Below are 18,146 nucleotides of genomic sequence, written 5' to 3'. Positions count from 1 at the left end.
CGCTACCCGTTGGGCCGCCCGGACTCCACCGTGGCGACGGTACGGGCGTACTCGGCGGCCAGGCCGTGCAGCAGGGCGTCGAGGCCCAGAGCGAAGGCACCCTCGTCCACGCTCTGCTGGTGCTCGGCGAGCCGGTGCGCCTGACGCAGGTGCGGGTAGTGCGCGGCGTACAGCTCCGGGTCCTCGACGAAACCACGGGCGAACGATCCGAGCGCCGACCCGGCCACGAAGTAGCGCAGGGCGGCACCGATGTGGGTGGCCCGCGCGGGCGGCCAACCGGCGCGGACCAATCCGCCGTAGACCGCGTCGGCCATGGCCAGCGCGGCCGGTCGACGGCCCGGCCCCTGCGCCAGGTACGGCACGATGTTCGGGTGGGCGGTGAGCGCCCGCCGGTACGACCAGGCCCAGTCGAGCAGCGCGGCCGCCCAGTCCCGGCTGGCGAAGCCGCTGGTGTCGACGGCGCCGGTGACCGTGTCGGCGACCGCGTCGAGGATCTCGTCCTTCGTGGCGAAGTGGTTGTAGAGCGACGGCCCGCGTACGCCCAACTCGGCGGCGAGCCGCCGGGTGGAGAAGGCTGGCAGGCCCTCGGCGTCGATGAGCGCGGTGGCTGTCTCGACGATCAGCTGCCGGGTCAGCCGGGGCTGGCGGGGTCGGGGCACTGCGCTCCTCGCGGGTCTCGGGCCGTCAGGTCTGGACGCGGCAAAACTTGCACCGCTAGTTTAATGGTGACCGGCTGCGCCGACGCCAGGAGGACCACGTGGACTTTTCGCTGACCGACGAGGAGCGGGCGGTGCGGGACACCGTCCGATCGTTCATCCGCCGCGAGGTGATGCCCCTGGAAGCGGAGGTGCTCCGCCGGGAGAGGGCGCACCAGCCGGGCCTGGACCACTCCGAGGTGCGCGAGCTGCAACTCAAGGCGCGCAAGTTCGGTTTCTGGGGCCTGGCCACCCCCGAAGAGTACGGCGGGATGAACCTGCCGGCGGTGCTCCAGTCGTTGATCTGGACGGAGCTGGGCCACACCTTCGTGCCGTTCCGCTTCGGCGGCGAGGCGGACAACATCCTGTTCCACGCCACCGAGGAGCAGAAGCAGGAGTTCCTCATCCCGACCATCGAGGGCGAGCGGCGCTCCTGCTTCGCGATCACCGAGCCGGGTGCCGGCTCCGACGCAGCCAACATCCGGCTCTCCGCCCGCCGTGACGGCGACGACTGGGTCCTGGACGGCGAGAAGACCTTCATCACCGGTGGCCACGACGCCGACTTCGCCATCGTGGTCGCGGTGACCGACCGGGAGAAGGGCGCCCGCAACGGCGGGGCCACCGCGTTCCTGGTCGACCGGTCGATGGGCTGGCGCTCGGAGTTCATCCAGACCATGGGCGAGGGCGGCCCCGCGTCGCTCATCTTCGACGGCGTCCGCGTGCCACACCGCAACATCCTCGGCGAGATCGGGCAGGGCTTCACGCTGGGCATGGAGTGGATCGGCAAGGGCCGCTACACCATCCCGTCCCACGCCATCGGCATCGCCGAGCGGGTCCTGCAGATGGCCATCGACTACGCCAACACCCGAGAGACCTTCGGCGCGAAGATCGGCACCAACCAGGCCATCCAGTGGATGATCGCCGACTCGGAGACCGAGCTGGAGGCGGCCCGCTGGCTGGTGCTGCGCTCGGCGTGGACGGTCGACCAGGGCCTGGACCCCCGGCACGCGTCGTCGATGGGCAAGCTCTACGGCGCCGGCATGGTCAACCGGGTGGTCGACCGGGTGCTCCAGATCCACGGCGGCATGGGCTACACCCGTGAGCTGCCCATCGAGCGCTGGTACCGGCAGGTCCGGCTCTACCGGATCTTCGAGGGCACCGACGAGATGCAGCGACTGATCATCTCCCGGGACCTGCTGCGCGGTTTCACGAAGATCGGTGGCCACCTGGCCTGACCATCTGGTGTCCGCCGGTCGTGAACAAAGTAGGTCTGCCGGCCATCTACCCCAATGACACCTACCCAGGGATCAGAGGGGGAACGCTCATGCACCTACGAATCAAGGCTGCTGCGCTGGCGACGGTCGTGGCCACGTCCGTCGCCGGCGCCGTCGCGGCCGTACCGGCGTCCGCGAGCGTCAGCCAGGGTTACGTCGCGGGTTCCGGCACCTGGACCGACGACTGGAACGACGAGGGTCCGATCTCCGCGTCGACCCGCTCGTACAGCAACGTGGTCGCCATGTGGCAGATGATCCTGTGGGCGGACGGTTACCTCGCCTACTCGGGCGTCGACTGCCGGTTCGGGCCGATGACGACGGCCGCCACGAAGAAGTGGCAGACCGCCCGAGGTCTCGTCGCCGACGGCGTCGTCGGCCCGAAGACCCTGGCCAGGGCGGCCACCCGGCTCGGTGTGTACGAGGGCGAGGGTTGGTACTACTACGACGGCGCCGGCAGCGAGATCGTCCACTTCGGCCGACTCGCTGACGGTCGGTGGGACATGAGCATCGGCATCAATCTGGAGTGGCAGCCGCTCTCCTACGCCGCTGCGACCTTCGAGCGCTGCTCCTGACGGCACGGAGGGCGGCCGGGCCGTGCTCGGCCGCCCTCCGCACCGGGGTCAGCCGGTCAACGCCGCCAGGGCCGCGTCCACGTCGGCCTCGGTGGAGTAGACGTGGAACGAGGCACGGACCCGGCCGGCGCGGACCGCCGCCCGGATGCCGGCCGCCGCGAGGCGCCGCTCCGCGTCGGGCACGTCGACGCTGACGATGGCGCTCTGGCCCGGTGGCCGGCCCAGCCCGGCCAGGAACCGGTTGGCCAGCGCCACGTTGTGCTCCTGGATCACCGACACGCCGATCTCCGCGACCAGCTCCAGGGCGGGCGCCGCGCCGACCCAGCTGAACCAGGCCGGCGAGATGTCGAACCGGCGCGCGTCGTCGGCCAGCCGCAGCGGCGGGCCGTAGTAGGAGGCGTGCGGGTCGCGGCCCGCGTACCAGCCGGCGGCGTCCGGGCGCAGCCGCTCGCGCAACGCCGGGGCCAGATAGGCGTACGCGGTGCCCCGCGGATTCATCAGCCACTTGTAGCCACCCACCGCCACCACGTCGGCCCGGCTCCCGTCGAACGGCAGCCAGCCGCACGCCTGGGTCGCGTCCACCACCACCAACGCGTCGTGCGCGCGGGCCGCCGCCACGATCTCGTCGTACGCGGCCACAGCCCCGTCGGCCGACTGAACCAGACTGAACGCCACCAGGTCGGTGTCGGCGTCGATCGCGTCGACCAGCCCGTCCACGGGCACCGTGCGGACGCTGACGCCGCGCGCCTCCTGGACCAGCCAGGGGAACAGGTTCGAGGTGAACTCGACGTCCGGCACCACCACCGTGGCCCCGGCCGGCAGCGCTGCCGCGACGGGCGCGAGGATCTGGGAGACGGCGGCACCGACCGCCACGTCGCTGTCCGGCACGTTGATCAGACCCGCGACCGCGGTACGGGAGCGCTGCACCGACTCGCCCCAGCCCTCCCACGACGTGCTGCCGACCCGCCAGGCCGCGAGGGCCTCCTGCAACGCCGTCCACGCCGGCTCGGGCGGCAACCCGTAGGAGGCGGTGTTCAGCCAGCCGGGTTCCGGCTGCCACAGCTTCTGCGCCTGCTCGATCTCCATGTCCTCGACGCTAGGCGGCGCGGCCGGGAAGGGGCACGGCCAATCGGCGACCGGCGGCCTGCCGTCCGAAGATAGGCTGCCATCCATGGAGTGGGACTACGAGGCGTACCGGCTGATCGGTCCCGCCGAGGCCGAGCAGCGGTTCTCGTTGGCCGAGCATGTCGGCTATCCCTGGACGGCGAGTTTGACCGGGAAGCGATCTGGGAGGACCTCAGCGCGGGCGCTGCCGGGTCTCTCCTACGGTCGGAGTACCACCGTCGTTCGGACTGACCGCCGCAGTGGCGGGCGGACCGATTCGGGCGAGGCTGGCCGCGAGGCCGGTGAGCCACCGGTCGACCTCGACCAGGTGCCGGACCGAGCGTGAGTCCTTCCCGCTGAGCAGCGGACGAACCCGGTCCAGTTCGTCGGCGCAGCCGGTCGGGTCGACCATCGGATTCGGGGCACGGTCGTGCGCCACCTCGCGAGCGACGTCGTCGTACGCCGAGCGTAGGCGCGCGGCGGAGTCCCGCAGCAGCGTCGCGGCCTCGGGCCAGCCGGCGAGGCAGCCGGGCGGGTTGCGCCGCAGCAGCGACTCGGCGCCGGGCACGACGTGGTGCCCGGCACTGAGGATCGCGGCCCAGTTCACGTGCTGGCGGTGCGGGTCGTGCCGCTCGAAGTGGTACTGGCAGTACGACGAGTCGATCAGGATCATCCGGCGTCGCACCCGGTCGAGGGCGCGGTCCGGGGACGGAGCGTCACCGAGCATCGCCTGGACGGTCTGCTCGACCGCGTCGGCGCTGGCGGCCAGGTAGCGGGTGGCGTTGTGCCGCAGGTCGTGGGCCGCGCCACGCGGCCAGATCGCCACGCCGACGAGCACACCGATCACCGCGCCGAGCAGCACGTCGACGAGACGGGCCTCGGCGAGCCGCCACCCCTCCGGGCTGAGCTGGGCGAAGACGACCGTCAGCAGCAGGGTGAACAGCGCCTGCTGCCACACCGGCCCGAGCAGGCGGCCGACGCCGAAGGCCAGCATCAGGGTGACCGGCAGGACGATGGCGTACACGATCGGCTCGTCGACGACGAGCATCAGCCCGCCGCTGACGACCGCACCGATGATCGTGCCCAGTACGGCCGGCCGCAGCGCGGTGCGGGTGTCCGAGGCCGAGGTCCGCAGGACCGTGAGGGTGGCCAGCAGCACCCAGAAGCCGTGGGTCAACTGCAACACCCCGGCGGCGACCCGCGCGACGGCGAGCGCCACCGCCAGCCGTATCGAGCTGTGCAGGTGGGCCGAGCGGGGTGCCAGGTGGGAGCGGAACTGCCACCGGTACAGCGTCCACGGGCTGTGTCGCGCGTACTCGAAGAGCCCCGAGGTCGCGTCCTCGCCGTGCAGCCGCGCTCCGGTGGCCACCCGGGTGCCGACGGCGAAGACCCGCACCTGGTCGGCGAGGGCCAGCGCGCTCGCGTCCCGGCACAACCGGGACACGTCCGACGCGTCGCGGCCGTCGCCGTCTCCCAGGGGGTACGCCGTCTCGGCCCGTCCGACCGCGGTGTCCAGGCCGTCGAGTCGCACCGCCGGGGCACCCGGCGACAGGCTGCGACCTGCGGCGCGGGTGATGTCCGCGCCGGAGCGCAGCAGACCCGCCGCCGCCAGGTCCGGGATCGGCTCCGGCGGGGCATCCGCCACCAGCCGGTCCGCCTCGACGAGCATCTCCCGCAGCGCGGCCGCGCAGATCCGCAGCGCCCGGTCCTGAACGCCCGCCGCGGTGGGGGCCCACTCCGGTGGATTGCGGCCCAACTCGATGGCGGCCACCACGTCGTACGCCCGTTCCCGCCGTGCGTCCCGGTCACCCGGATCGGTGCCCGGGTGGGTCAGCCCGTCGGCGGCGGTGTCGAGGAGCGCCGCGACGCCGTCCGCCGCTTCGGCGAGACGCTGCCGGTAGGAGACCGGCACCGGATCGGGCCAGAGGACCACCTCGGCGGCGGCGAGCAGCACGATGGCGAACGTGACCCCGCCGAGGCGTTGCGGCAGGGTGCCCGGCTGGTACGGCGGGAAGGACGCCAGGATGTAGAAGAGCTGGAACGCGCTGGCCAACCCCACCAGGCGCGGGTTGCCCACCCCGGCGAACGCCACGACGAACCCGATGACCAGCATTCCGCCGGCGGCCGCCCAGGTGCTCCACGCCAGCAGCGAGCCCGCGACGATCAGCGCCCAGACCCCCGGCAGCGACAGGACGAGGATCCGCGCCCGCTGCGGCGCCGGACCGGGCAGCTGCGCGAACGCCCCGGCGGCGATCGTGCCGAACAGGCCGTACGTGGCGAGAGTCGGACTGCCCGCGCCGTAGCGGCATCCGTAGAAGACGACGGACGCGACGAGCGTCAGTCGGGCCGCGCGTCGCAGGATGGCGTACCCCGGGTCACGGCGGCGAAGCCGGCCGAGGAGGCTGGTTGCCAGCACGCCTGCTCCCCCGGCTCGTCGCGGCACCCCTCCCCGGTCCACCATTCTTCCCCGGGCTTTCCGGCGTCGGCGGCTTTCGCGACGAAATCAGCGCCGAGAACTCCGGAACAGGCCGAGCCGCAGCGCCCGCAGCAGGGTGCTGGGGCGGCTCAGGGCCGCCGGGTGATCCAGCATGGTGGTGACCCGACCCAGGCGCGCGTTGAGCACCGGATCGGTCAGCGACGTGCGGAAGAGCAGGTCACCGAACCACTTGGTGACCTTGTACCCGGGCGGGTACGGCCCGTCGACGTGCGGCAGCTCGATGTCGGCGGTGGTGGAGATCTGCCAGGCGGCGTCGACGACCACCCGTACCCGGTCGAAGTACGCCCGCGCGGGCTCGTCGTGCGGCTTGGGGCCCGAGCGCAGGTACGCCGACAGGCAGGAGGCGTGCAGCGTCGCGGAGGTCATGCCCTGGCCGTACACCGGGTTGAAGGACGCGACGGCGTCGCCGGCCGCGACCAACCCGGCGGGCAGGCGGTCGAGCTTGTGGAAGTCACGACGGCGGCTGTCCGCCTGGTGGTACGTGACCACCCCGCCCAGCATCTCCCCGCGCTCGGCGATGTCACCGAACATCTGCGGGTAGTGCTCCCGACAACGGGCGGTGAAGTCGGCGACGTCGCGGCTGGGCCGGTCCTCGTCGTAGCCGGCCACCAGCATGATCCACCGGTCCCCCTCGACCGAGTTGATGCCACCGATCCGCGCGGTACGACCCTTGCCGGCCATGGTGTGGAAGACCGCGACCCAGGCGTCGCTGACCCTTTCGTCGCGCGTGAAGAGCGCCGTCGCGTAGTTGAGCTTGATCGGCATCCGCTGCATCGGCGGGCGGGGCCACCCGTGCTCGGCCAGCCAGTCGCTGAGCCGGCTGGACCGCCCCATCGCGTCGACCACCAGGTCCGCCGCTTCGACGACCGCCTCGTCGCCGCCCTCGGGCACGTATCGCGCGCCGGTGACCCGCCGCTCGTCGAAGAGCAGACCCTCGGCCCGCCCGTACGCCATCCGGATGTTGTCGACGGCGAGGGTCCGCCGCCGGACCAACGCCTCCAGGAACGGACGCGTGGTGATCAATGCCGGCCCGGTGCCGGTCGCTGCCGGCGGCAGGCCCAGCTCGCCGTTCACGAAGATCTTCGCCGTGCCCGGGTCGCTCGGCGGCGGCGGGGCACCGAGCGCGAGCGCCTCGTCGACGATGCCGGGGAACCAGCGTTCCAACTGGACCTGACCGGCGGGCAGCAGGGCGTGCACCTGGCTGCCCTGGGGCACACCCGGCCGAGGCCCGGCATCGACGTCGGACGGGTCCCGTTCGATGATCAGCACCTCCTCGGCGTGGTCGCTCAACACCCGGGCCGCCATCAGCCCGGCCATGCTGCCACCGAGCACCACCGCCCGTCGCATGACCACTGTGGTCTCGGCCGGTCGATCGGGCGTCGTTATCTCCGAGAACAGCCGGGACGGAGAGGGGGCCATGCGATCACTCCTCGAACGGTCGGGGAACCACAACATCCACGACCGTAACCATCACAGGGCCCACCGTCAGCGCCCACGGATGGCGACAACAAGTTATGAATGTCGAATGAGTGCGAACCCGACAGCCACCCGCACCCCGCCCGCCCCGGTCCGCCCGTTGCCCGGGGCGATCGCACGGTGGGGCCTGGTGTGTCTGGGTGCCGTGTCGACCGCCTGCACGCCCGCGACCGACTCGCCCGGACCCGGCACGCCGCCACCCGGCGGCACGACGGCATCGACGAGCCCGAGCGGTGGCGGGTCACCCTGCATGCCGTCGGTCACGGAGATGTCGGCACCGCCGGCGGGCTACCGGCTGGTCGGGGAGGACGTGGCGGTGCCCGACGCGGCCGTGCTGTCGACGCAGGAGTCCGGCGAGGCCGACCCCGCGGCGCGGCTCTTCGCCAAGTGGGGGCTGGTCGTCCGCGCGGGCCGGGTCGTGGATCTCCGGGTGGCACCCGGATGGGAGGGCAGGGCCCGGGTCGGATGGGGTGCCGCCACCACGCCGGCCGCGACCGCCACCGTGCACGCCTGCGCACCAGAAGGTGGGCATGCCCAGTGGCTGGCGTTCGTCGGTGGCACCTGGGTCGCGCGGGCTGCCTGCGTACCCGTCATCGTGACGTCGAACGGCCGCGACGACCGCGTCGACCTCGGCATCGGCGTCGCCTGCGACAAGACCACGCCGTAGGGTCGGCAGGGCCGCGACGACGGCGACACGCGTCGATCTCCGGACGGTCAGGGTGGGCGGCACCCTCTACAGTGAATGATCTGTCGAGAGGCCAACGCCATGCTGAACTCCGAGGACCTTCCCCCGTTTCAGCGCGCCGTGTCCCACGAGTCGCAGCGCGGCCAACGAGTGTTCACCACCCTGATCGCCCTGCGGTTGTCCCTGCTCCTGCTGGCCGCCGTCGCGGGCGTCGCCACCTGGAAACTCGACGACTTCACCCTCGGCCCGGCGCTCGCGGCCGGCGCCTTCGCCGCCACCTCGATCGTCGAGGTCTTCCTGCTCACCAACCGTCCCAACGAGCGGTGGTACGTCGGAAGAGCCCTCTCCGAATCCGTCAAGTCGCTCACCTGGCGATTCGCCACAGCGGCCGAACCATTCCCCCGGTCGCGGACCGACTCGGACAACACCGCGGAATTCACCGGTCGTCTGCTGGGTCTGACCCGGGACATGTCAGCGGCCGGGCTGGCCGCCCCGGCGATGACCGGGCAACAGATCACCGAAGGGATGCGAACCCTCCGCTCCGCCTCCCCTGAGGACCGCCTAGCCGCGTACCTGGCCGGCCGCCTGGAGGGCCAGCGAGCCTGGTACGCCGAGCGGTCGTTGTCGAACCGCTCGCGGGCGACACGCTGGTCGGTCACCATGCTCGTCCTGGAGATCGTGGGGGTGACCCTGGCCGTGTCGAGGGCCGCCGGCCTGACCGACGTCGACCTGCTCGGCGTGGCCGCCGCGGCAGTCGCGGCCGGCGCGGCATGGACACAGACCCGGCAACACGGCGCGGTGGCGACCGCGTACGCCCTGGCGAGTCAGGAGCTGGCCGCCATGGGGTCGCTCGCCACCCGGATCAGCTCGGAAGCCGACCTGTCGCAGTTCGTGAACGACACGGAGACGGCGATCTCCCGGGAACACACGATGTGGCGAGCACGCCGACGCTGACGTGAACTGGGGCGCGTGATTCATACCCCGGGTCGGGTGGGATTCACGTGTGCGACCCGTCGCTGTGGTGGAACCTTCCGTCGCCCAACCGCAGGATGCTCACCGCACCCAACCGAGAAAGCGTCGGTGCAGAGCGCCGGCCGGCGCCCAGGTCAGGTCCGCCGACGCCCGGACCAGTTGCGCACCCATGTACAGGGCAAGTGACACCGGGGCATCGCCAAACTCCTCCCGCAACTCGCGCTGCCGAATACGACACGGCCACGGGGCACCACAGCCACCGCAACTCCAGATCGGCAACACCGGGCCATGTGTGCTCATCGCAGAACTACGAACAGCGACGCCAGCCGCGACCACACCTGCCGGCTGGTTGGCCACCGCACCTGCCAGCTGGGGTACGGCGCCAGCCGCGACGACCGTGCCCGACCGGTGGTACACAGACGCACCTGGTCGTTGTTCACTGCCCCTCCTCCCTCGGCCAGTGCCCCCGGTTGATCGGAATGCGGTGCCGGGCCCGGCACGGGAGGTCGGCACCACACCGGCAAGCCCAACGCCACCGGCGCCATGACCACCCCGGCTGGTGCCGGCGGGCCAGGGTCATCGCGACAGCGATCAGGTACTGGTCGTAGGAGACTCGTTGCCCTGACGGTGGCCGCCTGTTCCCCATCGCTGTCCCCCTCCGCTGGCAGCACGACATGACCGACCCGCTGGGAAGCGGGCGGTTATGGAGCGTTCGGTGACTACGACGCTACGATCACGGCGGCGCCGGCAGCACTCACCAGCAGTACGAGTGAGCAGGCCACGTCACGTCCGACGGCTTCGACGCCCGAGGGCGGAACGTCGACCACGGGTCAACGTAGGGGTTGCGGCATGGCAATTCGAGGGGCCTTTCACTGCCGACGAGGCGGTGTGACGGGATACCTCCTGAAGCTGATCCGTGAGTCCATTCCGACGACCCAGGAGCACTTGGCTGTCGAATTGGGCGTCGACAGGGCGACGGTCCAGAGCTGGGAGTCCGGGCGTCGGCCCTTCGCCGCAGTCGCGTTCGGCCAAGTGATCACGATCCGTCAGAAGCTGGCCCGTCTCGGCGCGAACGCCATCCTGTTGGACGCCCTCGACGACGCGGCCGAGGCCGACTTCATCCTCGCCGCCGTGCTCGACACTCACGTAGGAAGGGCGGCCGTAACCCAACAGCCGCTGGGCTCGTCGGTGCTCAACCAGCGCCTGACCGACCTCGTCCTCTGGGCTGTGCTCGGACAAACGCCCACGTTCCTGCGACATCTCGCGTTCGACGGCCGCCGTCGAGGCCCGGTGGCCCCCGGCCCGCTCCTGTCCGCCGGCGAACGCGACGCCTTCTTCACGCACCTTCAAATCCTCGCCGACCGCGCCGCAGGTCTGCGGGAGCCGGATGTGCTGCTGCATCGGCAAGCGTGTTTCCTCGCCGGCACGGACCCGACCGGCACCTCGGCCGCCTGGCTCACCCGGAGCGGTGCCGCGAGGAGGGTTGGCCCCGCAGCCACCTTCCACACCTGGACGCCGCTGTGGCCCGATGCCCGCTCGGTGGCAACCTCTCTTGCCAACCAGGGCGATCCCGAACCACTACGAGACTTTCTTGCCCGTGCCCACCCGGACGATGCCTGCGAACGAGCGGCCCTCAACTACTCGGCCTACTGGGTCGGCGAATTCCCCTGTCGCCAGCGTGACGACTACTTCATGCCCGCCGCCCTCTCCGACTGGCGAGGCACCCGACTTCTCCGACACCTGGTCGAGCGCCTTGACGATGGCCGCCGCCCCTTCACGGACCTCAACATCCACAACATCTGGGCGCTACTTACCGCCCGACGCCAACTCGCGCTCGACGCTCCCGCCGTCGGACGAACACTTGTTGAGCGCAGCACCGTTCTCCTCGACGGTGACTCAATCTCGGTGCAGTCCCGGCGCGAACTGACGTCTATCGTCTACAGCCTGCGCACTGATGGAATCACCGGCACAGGGGCGGGCAGATGAGCGACGATCACGGCGACGTCACGGGCGCCATGACCTTCATCTTCGAAGCAGGTGTCCTCAAACGCGCCGCCCGTACCGGCTGGTGGTTCGCCGGCGTCAAGCACCCCGAGTCGATCGCCGAACACTCGTTTCGCACTGCGCTCGTCGGGATGATGCTCGCCGCCATGGAGGGCGCCGACCCCGCCCGGGTGTCGATGATGTGCGTCCTGCACGACACTCAGGAAACCCGGATCACCGACATCCCGCACATCGCCAGGCGTTACCTCACCGCAGCGCCCAACACGGCCGTCACCGCCGACCAGGTCGCCGCCTGCCCACCAGCCGTCGCCGACACCATCACTGCCGCCGTCACCGAATACGAAGCCCAGGAGACGCTGGAGGCCGTCGTCGCCCGCGACGCCGACAAACTGGAGTGTCTCGTCCAAGCCGTCGAGTACCGCCATCAGGGCTTCGACAACGTCCAGCGCTGGATCGACAGTTCACGCGCTGCCCTCAAGACCGCTTCCGCGCAGCGCCTCGCCGACGCCGCGCTCGCGGGACAGCCACTCGCCTGGCTCACGTCCCCCTCATCGCAGGTGGAGCGTTCATAACGCGGGATGGCTCCGGCGCTCGTGTCGGTTCAGGTGGTCGCGGAACCAGTCGAGCGTGAAGCGGTGTGCGGCGATGCCGTAGTCGAGCGTGGCGCGTTGGTGGGTGGCGATGTCGCGGTGTTCCTCGGGGACTTCCTGGTCTCTGAGGTGCTTGTCGAGGGTCGAGAGTCTGGCGAGGTCGTTCTCGATGCGATCCGTGACGCGACGCAGCGCCGGTACGCGTTCGTCCGGCTCCAGCAGACCGAGGAAGTAGAGCCGGGACAGCGCCGCGGTTTCCAGATCGGCCCCGGTCAGCTCTCCCGTCATCCACGCGTGGAACTCCTGGCGACCCGCGTCGGTGACGCGGTAGACCTTCCGCCCCCGGCCGCCGGCTTCGGTGCTGGCGATCTCGATGAGCCCTCGGGTGAGCAGGGTGTCCAGCGCCCGTTTGATGCTGCCGGAGCTGGCGCTGTAGAAGAGCGCGACGCCGGCCTCGAATCCCTTGATGAGGTCGTAGAAGCTCTGCGGGGTGATCAGGAGCAGACCGAGGATCACGTGGGCCATGGGCCGAGTCTAAGCCGTTGCCTCTCGTAGACATGTCTAGTAGACATGTTTGGATCGGGAAGCAGGGAGACAAGGAGCGTCCATATGAGATCGCCACTGACCACCATCCCTGCCCACGACAATCACGCTCCCGCTGATGTCGACGCGCGGCTGAGGGGCCTGCTCGGGAATCTGGTCGCGCGACGCGGCGTACACCACGCCAACCTCGCCGTCGCCAGCGGCGACGGGAAGCTGCGCTGGTCGGCTGCCTGCGGGCCTGCCGACGCCCGCGATCAACCGGTGCGTCCCGACACCCCGTTCTTCATCGCCAGCGTCACCAAGCGGTTCATCATCACGCTGGTGTTGCAGGCGCACGAGCGCGGTGAACTCGACCTGTCCGCGCCGATCGGCAGCTACCTGCCGGCAAAGACGACCACCGGCCTGCATGTTCGTGGAGGAATCGACCGGACGTCGGCGATCACCGTGCGCCACCTCGCGAGTCACACGTCCGGCCTGCCCGACCACTTCGAGAGGCGTCGGGAGGGCCCCAGCCTGAATGAGCGCCTGGCCACCGGCCAGGATCTGGCCTGGACCTTCGAGGACACCATGCGGACCACGCGCGAGCAGCAGCGCCCGCACTTCGCGCCACAGGACCTCACCGCCGTACGGCAGAAGGCCCGCTACTCCGACACCGGCTTCCAGCTGCTCATCCGCATTCTGGAGACGGTGACCGGTCGGTCGTTCGCCGACCTGCTGACCCAACGGATCCGCGGCCCGCTCGACCTGACGCACACCTGGCTCCCCGGGGATCGCCCGCCGGATCCGGGGTCCCCACCGCCCTCGCCGCTCTACGCGAAGCAGCGCCGCGTGGAGGTGCCCTCGATGATCGAATCCTGCAACGACCTGTTCAGCACCACCGCCGATCTCCTCACCTTTCAGCGAGCGCTCCTCGGCGGTGCGCTCTTCCGTGACGCCCGCTCACGGGAGATGCTCAGCGAGCGGCGCAACCGGCTGCGCAACATCCCCGTCCTCCGGTACGGGCTGGGCACCATGTTCTTCACGGCCGGTCGGCTCGTGTCACCGGGGCGCCGCCCGGTGACGCTCGTCGGCCATTCCGGAGTCACCGGCACGTGGCTCTTCCATTGCCCGCAGCTCGACCTGCACCTGGTGGGCACCGTCGACCAGACCAGGGGCCAGGCCATTCCCTTCCGGGTGATGGCCCGGTGTCTGGGCGTCCTGCGAACATGAGGCGAGGACGACGACGACGCGCCGAACCTGAGCCAGGGTTAAGGTGATCTTGTAATTCCGGTCGGCAGCACCGCCGTCGCCGCGTCACCGACAGAAATCGAGGCAGCCAGTGCTCACCGTAGGCTCGGCGGACACGACCTCAGTGCCCGAGAGCGAGCGATTCGGTTACTGGCACGACCTGGTGGCGCGTGAGTCGGTCCCGATGCGGATCCACAGTGCCCACGCGGCGAACTTCCAGGCCCGCGCCGAGGTCATCAGTCTCGGTGAGATCGTGCTGTCGTCCTGGCAGTACCCCTCCCTGGACATGCAGCGCACCAGCACGTTCATCCGCCGCAGCGACCCCGAGATGTACGAGTTCGCGCTGCCGCTGTCCGGGCACGGCGGGGTGGAACAGGAGCGGCGGACGAACCTCTTCACGCCGGGGCAGTTCGCCGTCGTCGACACGTCGCGACCGCACCAGTCGTCGCATCAGGGGCGGTCGCGGCACGAGGGTCTGTTGACCACCCTGACGATCCTCGTGCCGCACGGCCTCGTACCGCTGCATCCCAACAAGATCGCGCAACTCCTCGCCACGAACATCTCCGCCGCCGAGGGGATGGGCGCGCTGCTCAGCAACTTCGTACACCAGGTGCTGACCCACCCGGAGCAGTACCAGGAGCGCGACGTTCCGCTCCTGGGCACCGTCGCCCGGGACCTCATCTCCGCGACGCTGGCCCAGCGCCTGGACCTCACCGAAGCCCTACCGACCGAGGTACGCGGGCACAGCCTGCGCGTGCAGGTCAAGGCGTTCATCGACGAGCACCTCGGCGACCCGAACCTCTCCCCCGGCACCGTGGCGGCCGCGCACCACGTCTCGCTCCGCAGCCTGCACCGGGCGTTCGAGGCCGAGGAGCAGACCGTCGCCGAGATGATCCGCATGAGGCGCCTGGACCGGTGCGCGCGCGACCTGCGCGATCCCCTGCAACGCGCGCGGCCCATCCACAGCGTCGCCGCCCGGTGGGGCTTCCCCTCCCAGGCCCACTTCAGCAGGGTCTTCACCGCGGCCTTCGGCATGTCTCCGCAAGCCTTCCGCAGCGACCCCTCGGCACCCGGTCGGCATCGCTGACGAGACCGATCAGCCGGTGCGGGTGCGCAGGCTCCGCGCCAGGGTGGGGATCATCACCGCCGCAGGCACCAGGTGCAGCCCGAGGAGGGCGGCGATGGTGGCGGCGTTCGCCCCGGAGATGAGGGGCGGGACCAACGAGACCACGGTCAGCGACACCGCCGTCCACACGAACCGATCGGAGGGGCGAGCGCTCCACCGGAGGAAAGCGGCGGCGATGACGACGCCGACCACCGAGAAGAAGCCGGTCACCACGGCGAACCCGGACAACGGGATCGTCTCGCCACCGTCGGGGACCTCGAAGTCGACGCCGACGGCCTGGGCGAGCGCAGCGGCGAGGGTGGTCGCCACCACCGCTGCGAGCGCGGCGACGAGACCGGTGCCGACGAGCCCACGGAATCGGTGGGTGGTCCGGCCCGGTGCCGGGCCGGTGACGACCCCGGTGCCATTGGTGCTGGTCATGGTCGTTCCTCCATCATTCGGTAACGGGGATACGGCGGGTGTCGACGGGCAGGTGGGCGTCGCGGCCCTGGGCGTGACGACGCGCACCCTCGCCGTACGACGGCCGGGGTTGCGCAGCGCGCGGACGCCGGTGCCACGGAGCCAGAACCCGGCGTCGCGGCCGAGGACCGGCCCGGGCTCGCCGTCGCGCAGCTCCAGCTGCACCCGCCCGTGGGTGACGACGCCGAACGCGTCGCGCCACTGCGTCGGGACCACGGCGACACGCGCGCCTCCGCGCAGCGTGAGCGTCCACATCGGGACTACTCCGTGCCGTCCGCCGGCAGTCGCTCCGGCAGCCCGAGCCGCGGGAACTGGTCGTCGTGGAACGTGAGGATCTCGGTGATCGCTCCGCCGGTGACGCGCAGGACGTCGAGCGTCAGCGGGAGGTACGCGCCCTCCTGCTTCCGCCACAGGTAGAAGGCGACCGCCGGCTGCCGGTTGACCGAGGTGGGGATCCCGCGCAGGCCCACCATGCCGACGAATCCGTCCTGCACCCAGTCGTTCACCACCGCGTCCCGGCCGACGTGCAGGCCCGGCGTGGGCGGCATCGAGCAGCGGACGTCGTCCCGCAGCATGCCAGCGAGCGTGTCGATGTCGGTGGCCACGCTGGCGTCGGTGAAGCGGCGCACCAGCTCGCGCGTCCCGGCGTCCTCCTCGCCGCCGGCCCAGTCCTGCCGCTCGGCGGGCAGGTGCTCCCGCATGCCGGCGCGGGCCCGCTGCAACGCGCTGTTCACCGAGTTGACGGAGTCGCCGAGGAGATCCGCGACCTCCTTCGCCGGCCAGCCGAGCACGTCGCGCAGGATCAGCACCGCCCGCGGGCGCGGCGCGAGGTGCTGGACCGCTACCACGTACGCCAGCTCGATCGTCTCCCGCGCCACGGCGACGGTCTCCGGCTCGTCCGCGTCACCAGCGGGCAGCTCGTCGAGCAGCCGGTCCGGGTAGGGCTGCAACCACAGCACCTCGCCGCCGGTCGCGGGCTCCGGCCGACGCTTGGCAAGCAGGTCCAGGGAGGCATTGGTGGCGATCCGGTACAACCAGGCCCGGAACGTCGACCGCCCCTCGAAGGTCTCCCGCCGCCGCCAGGCACGAAGGAAGGTCTCCTGCACGGCGTCCTCGGCGTCCTCGAACGACCCGAGCATCCGGTAGCAGTGCACGTGCAGCTCCCGCCGGTGCCGCTGCGCCAGCCCCGAGAACGCCGGCTCGTCGACCTCACCCAGACCGCTCACGCCCAGCTCCTTCAGCCGCGTGTCCGCACTCATCACGTCATCCTTCCGCCTCGTCATGTCCTGTCGTAGGTATGACGGGCGGGGACGCCACAACTCATCACCCGGGTCGGTCGGCGTGGCGAGCACGGCATTCCGGCAGCGGCCGCGACCGGGGTGACGAGGCGCTCCTTCCCCTTTGGGGGGTGCGCTGCGCATGGACGGCGCACCCCCGGGTTATGTCGCTGCCGTGGCTCAGGCCGGCGCTCCCGCCGTGGCCGGCGTCTGCTCGTCGGAACGCCGTGCCGCCTCGTCGGCGTCGTCGTGGTCATCGAGCATCGTGGCCTCGTCGAACGGGTCTTCTCCCTTGAGCACACCGACGGCCCGCTCCCGGTCGAACTCACCGGTCCAGGTCCCCACCAGCACCGTCGCCACGGCGTTGCCCGCGAAGTTGGTCAGCGCCCGGGCCTCGGACATGAACCGGTCGATGCCCACGATCAGCCCGACACCGTCGACCAGGTCCGGACGGTGCGACTGGAGCCCACCGGCCAGGGTCGCGATGCCCGCGCCGGTCACGCCCGCCGCACCCTTCGAAGCGATGATCATGAACAGCAGCAGCGACACCTGCTCGCCGATGGAGAGCGGGTTGCCCATCGCCTCGGCGATGAACAGCGACGCCATCGTCAGGTAGATCGCCGTCCCGTCCAGGTTGAACGAGTACCCGGTCGGCACCGTGATGCCCACGACCGGCTTGCTCACCCCGAAGTGCTCCATCTTCGCGATCAGCCGCGGCAGCGCCGACTCCGACGACGAGGTCGACAGGATCAGCAGGAACTCCCGGCCGAGGTACCGCAGCAGCGAGAAGATCGAGATCCGGGCCACGAACCAGAGCAGCGCGCCGAGGATCACCAGCACGAAGATCAGACAGGTCGCGTAGAAGCCCAGCATGATCTGGGCGAGGCTCTTGAGCGCGTCCACGCCGGTCGCGCCGACCACGGCGGCCATGGCACCGAACGCGCCGAGCGGCGCCAGCCACATGATCATCGCGAGGACCTTGAAGACGACGCGCTGGATGACGGCGATCGCGCCGAGCACCGGCTCACCGCGCCGGCCCATGGCCTGCACGGCGAAGCCGACCAGCAGGGCCACCAGCAGCGTCTGGAGCACCTCGCCCTCGGTGAGCGCGGACAACATCGTGGTCGGGATGATCCCGAGCAGGAACTCCGTCGTACCGGCGGCCTCGTCACCGGCCGCGGCCTTGCCCGCGCCGGCGAGGTCCGCGCCCAGGTTCAGGCCGGAGCCGGGGTGGATGAGGTTGCCGACGACCAGGCCGATGGCGAGCGCCACGGTCGACATGGTGAGGAAGTAGCCGAGGGCGAGGCCACCGACCTTCCCGACCTTCGCGGCCTGCCGGACGGACCCGACGCCGAGCACGATGGTGCAGAAGATGACCGGGCTGATCATCATCTTGATCAGGTTGACGAAGCCGGTGCCGATCGGCTTGAGTTCCTTGCCGAAATCGGGGGCGACCAGCCCAACCACGATGCCGGCGAGCACGGCCACGATGACAGCGATGTACAGGTAACGGGTACGGTCCCGGCGGACCGGGGGTGCCGGTGAGGTGGTGGATGCGGTGGTGTCCATGTCGACAATGTGAAGCGTGTCTCACCCGTTGACAGCCTTGCGGTCATTCTGTTCACCGCGAACGCGACAACGGCAG

The 18,146-nt window shown here is 70.7% G+C and carries 16 protein-coding genes; 8 read left to right on the top strand and 8 right to left on the bottom strand.

What is annotated here, in order from left to right; genetic code table 11:
* Positions 1-2 precede the first annotated feature (2 nt).
* Positions 3-659, bottom strand: coding sequence for a TetR/AcrR family transcriptional regulator (locus tag LADH09A_RS25290; RefSeq protein WP_238647998.1), 657 nt, complete (start codon positions 657-659; stop codon positions 3-5).
* Positions 660-757: 98 nt separating this feature from the next.
* Between LADH09A_RS25290 and LADH09A_RS25285 the strand changes: the two genes are divergently transcribed.
* Positions 758-1,930, top strand: coding sequence for an acyl-CoA dehydrogenase family protein (locus LADH09A_RS25285; RefSeq protein ID WP_238647997.1), 1,173 nt, complete (start codon positions 758-760; stop codon positions 1,928-1,930).
* An 89-nt stretch (positions 1,931-2,019) separates the two neighbouring features.
* Complete coding sequence (locus LADH09A_RS25280; protein ID WP_238647996.1) at positions 2,020-2,541, top strand: peptidoglycan-binding domain-containing protein; 522 nt, start codon at positions 2,020-2,022, stop codon at positions 2,539-2,541.
* 48 nt (positions 2,542-2,589) lie between these two features.
* Here LADH09A_RS25280 and LADH09A_RS25275 read toward each other — a convergent pair whose 3' ends face one another.
* The 3 genes from LADH09A_RS25275 to LADH09A_RS25265 form a co-directional block, all read right to left on the bottom strand.
* Positions 2,590-3,627 carry an aminotransferase class V-fold PLP-dependent enzyme gene (locus LADH09A_RS25275; protein WP_238647994.1) on the bottom strand — a complete coding sequence of 346 codons (1,038 nt, stop codon included), beginning with the start codon at positions 3,625-3,627 and terminating at the stop codon, positions 2,590-2,592.
* 211 nt (positions 3,628-3,838) lie between these two features.
* Positions 3,839-6,061 (bottom strand): FUSC family protein, encoded by a 2,223-nt coding sequence (locus LADH09A_RS25270; RefSeq protein WP_238647993.1) that lies wholly within the window; start codon positions 6,059-6,061, stop codon positions 3,839-3,841.
* An 87-nt stretch (positions 6,062-6,148) separates the two neighbouring features.
* On the bottom strand, positions 6,149-7,561 hold the full coding sequence (locus tag LADH09A_RS25265) for an FAD-dependent oxidoreductase (protein WP_238647992.1): 1,413 nt from the start codon (positions 7,559-7,561) through the stop codon (positions 6,149-6,151).
* 307 nt (positions 7,562-7,868) lie between these two features.
* On the opposite strand from LADH09A_RS25265, the gene LADH09A_RS25260 reads away from it, so the two are divergent.
* The 4 genes from LADH09A_RS25260 to LADH09A_RS25245 all read left to right on the top strand — a co-directional run bounded on the left by LADH09A_RS25260 (position 7,869) and on the right by LADH09A_RS25245 (position 11,851).
* Positions 7,869-8,285: a hypothetical protein gene (locus tag LADH09A_RS25260; RefSeq protein ID WP_238647991.1), complete on the top strand. Its 417-nt coding sequence runs from the start codon at positions 7,869-7,871 to the stop codon at positions 8,283-8,285.
* Between the two features lie 75 nt (positions 8,286-8,360).
* Positions 8,361-9,257, top strand: coding sequence for a DUF4231 domain-containing protein (locus tag LADH09A_RS25255; RefSeq protein WP_238647990.1), 897 nt, complete (start codon positions 8,361-8,363; stop codon positions 9,255-9,257).
* Positions 9,258-10,124: 867 nt separating this feature from the next.
* Positions 10,125-11,261, top strand: a complete 1,137-nt coding sequence (locus tag LADH09A_RS25250; protein WP_238647989.1) for a helix-turn-helix domain-containing protein — start codon at positions 10,125-10,127, stop codon at positions 11,259-11,261.
* Positions 11,258-11,851, top strand: a complete 594-nt coding sequence (locus tag LADH09A_RS25245; protein ID WP_238647988.1) for an HD domain-containing protein — start codon at positions 11,258-11,260, stop codon at positions 11,849-11,851. The genes LADH09A_RS25250 and LADH09A_RS25245 overlap by 4 nt, the downstream gene beginning before the upstream one ends.
* On the opposite strand, the gene LADH09A_RS25240 is transcribed toward LADH09A_RS25245, so the two are convergent.
* Positions 11,846-12,394, bottom strand: a complete 549-nt coding sequence (locus LADH09A_RS25240; protein ID WP_238647987.1) for a PadR family transcriptional regulator — start codon at positions 12,392-12,394, stop codon at positions 11,846-11,848. The two genes, LADH09A_RS25245 and LADH09A_RS25240, sit on opposite strands and share 6 nt — an antisense overlap.
* A gap of 84 nt (positions 12,395-12,478) precedes the next feature.
* Between LADH09A_RS25240 and LADH09A_RS25235 the strand changes: the two genes are divergently transcribed.
* Both LADH09A_RS25235 and LADH09A_RS25230 read left to right on the top strand, forming a co-directional pair.
* Entirely contained in the window at positions 12,479-13,621 is a 1,143-nt protein-coding gene (locus LADH09A_RS25235; protein WP_238647985.1) for a serine hydrolase domain-containing protein, read from the top strand.
* A gap of 142 nt (positions 13,622-13,763) precedes the next feature.
* Positions 13,764-14,726, top strand: a complete 963-nt coding sequence (locus tag LADH09A_RS25230) for an AraC-like ligand-binding domain-containing protein (protein ID WP_238647984.1) — start codon at positions 13,764-13,766, stop codon at positions 14,724-14,726.
* Between the two features lie 9 nt (positions 14,727-14,735).
* On the opposite strand, the gene LADH09A_RS25225 is transcribed toward LADH09A_RS25230, so the two are convergent.
* The 3 genes from LADH09A_RS25225 to LADH09A_RS25215 all read right to left on the bottom strand — a co-directional run bounded on the left by LADH09A_RS25225 (position 14,736) and on the right by LADH09A_RS25215 (position 18,070).
* On the bottom strand, positions 14,736-15,479 hold the full coding sequence (locus tag LADH09A_RS25225) for a DUF6069 family protein (protein ID WP_238647983.1): 744 nt from the start codon (positions 15,477-15,479) through the stop codon (positions 14,736-14,738).
* A gap of 5 nt (positions 15,480-15,484) precedes the next feature.
* The gene (locus LADH09A_RS25220; protein ID WP_238647982.1) at positions 15,485-16,483 is read right to left on the bottom strand and encodes an RNA polymerase subunit sigma-70; all 999 of its coding nucleotides are present in this window, start codon (positions 16,481-16,483) and stop codon (positions 15,485-15,487) included.
* 198 nt (positions 16,484-16,681) lie between these two features.
* Positions 16,682-18,070, bottom strand: coding sequence for a cation:dicarboxylate symporter family transporter (locus LADH09A_RS25215; RefSeq protein WP_238647981.1), 1,389 nt, complete (start codon positions 18,068-18,070; stop codon positions 16,682-16,684).
* Positions 18,071-18,146 lie beyond the last annotated feature (76 nt).

The organism is Micromonospora cabrerizensis, from assembly GCF_022230955.1.
In the GTDB taxonomy this organism is placed as follows: domain Bacteria; phylum Actinomycetota; class Actinomycetes; order Mycobacteriales; family Micromonosporaceae; genus Micromonospora; species Micromonospora cabrerizensis.
The sequence above is the reverse complement of the archived record's forward strand: the minus strand, read 5'-3'. Positions and strand labels throughout refer to the sequence as shown.

Excerpts from the sequence above, each read along its gene's own strand:
- LADH09A_RS25275 (WP_238647994.1), bottom strand. The coding sequence starts at position 3,627 with ATGGAGATCGAGCAGGCGCAGAAGCTGTGGCAGCCGGAACCCGGCTGG.
- LADH09A_RS25280 (WP_238647996.1), top strand. The coding sequence starts at position 2,020 with ATGCACCTACGAATCAAGGCTGCTGCGCTGGCGACGGTCGTGGCCACG.
- LADH09A_RS25240 (WP_238647987.1), bottom strand. The coding sequence starts at position 12,394 with ATGGCCCACGTGATCCTCGGTCTGCTCCTGATCACCCCGCAGAGCTTC.
- LADH09A_RS25215 (WP_238647981.1), bottom strand. The coding sequence starts at position 18,070 with ATGGACACCACCGCATCCACCACCTCACCGGCACCCCCGGTCCGCCGG.
- LADH09A_RS25250 (WP_238647989.1), top strand. The coding sequence starts at position 10,125 with ATGGCAATTCGAGGGGCCTTTCACTGCCGACGAGGCGGTGTGACGGGA.
- LADH09A_RS25225 (WP_238647983.1), bottom strand. The coding sequence starts at position 15,479 with ATGTGGACGCTCACGCTGCGCGGAGGCGCGCGTGTCGCCGTGGTCCCG.
- LADH09A_RS25265 (WP_238647992.1), bottom strand. The coding sequence starts at position 7,561 with ATGGCCCCCTCTCCGTCCCGGCTGTTCTCGGAGATAACGACGCCCGAT.
- LADH09A_RS25220 (WP_238647982.1), bottom strand. The coding sequence starts at position 16,483 with ATGAGTGCGGACACGCGGCTGAAGGAGCTGGGCGTGAGCGGTCTGGGT.
- LADH09A_RS25245 (WP_238647988.1), top strand. The coding sequence starts at position 11,258 with ATGAGCGACGATCACGGCGACGTCACGGGCGCCATGACCTTCATCTTC.
- LADH09A_RS25235 (WP_238647985.1), top strand. The coding sequence starts at position 12,479 with ATGAGATCGCCACTGACCACCATCCCTGCCCACGACAATCACGCTCCC.
- LADH09A_RS25260 (WP_238647991.1), top strand. The coding sequence starts at position 7,869 with ATGCCGTCGGTCACGGAGATGTCGGCACCGCCGGCGGGCTACCGGCTG.
- LADH09A_RS25255 (WP_238647990.1), top strand. The coding sequence starts at position 8,361 with ATGATCTGTCGAGAGGCCAACGCCATGCTGAACTCCGAGGACCTTCCC.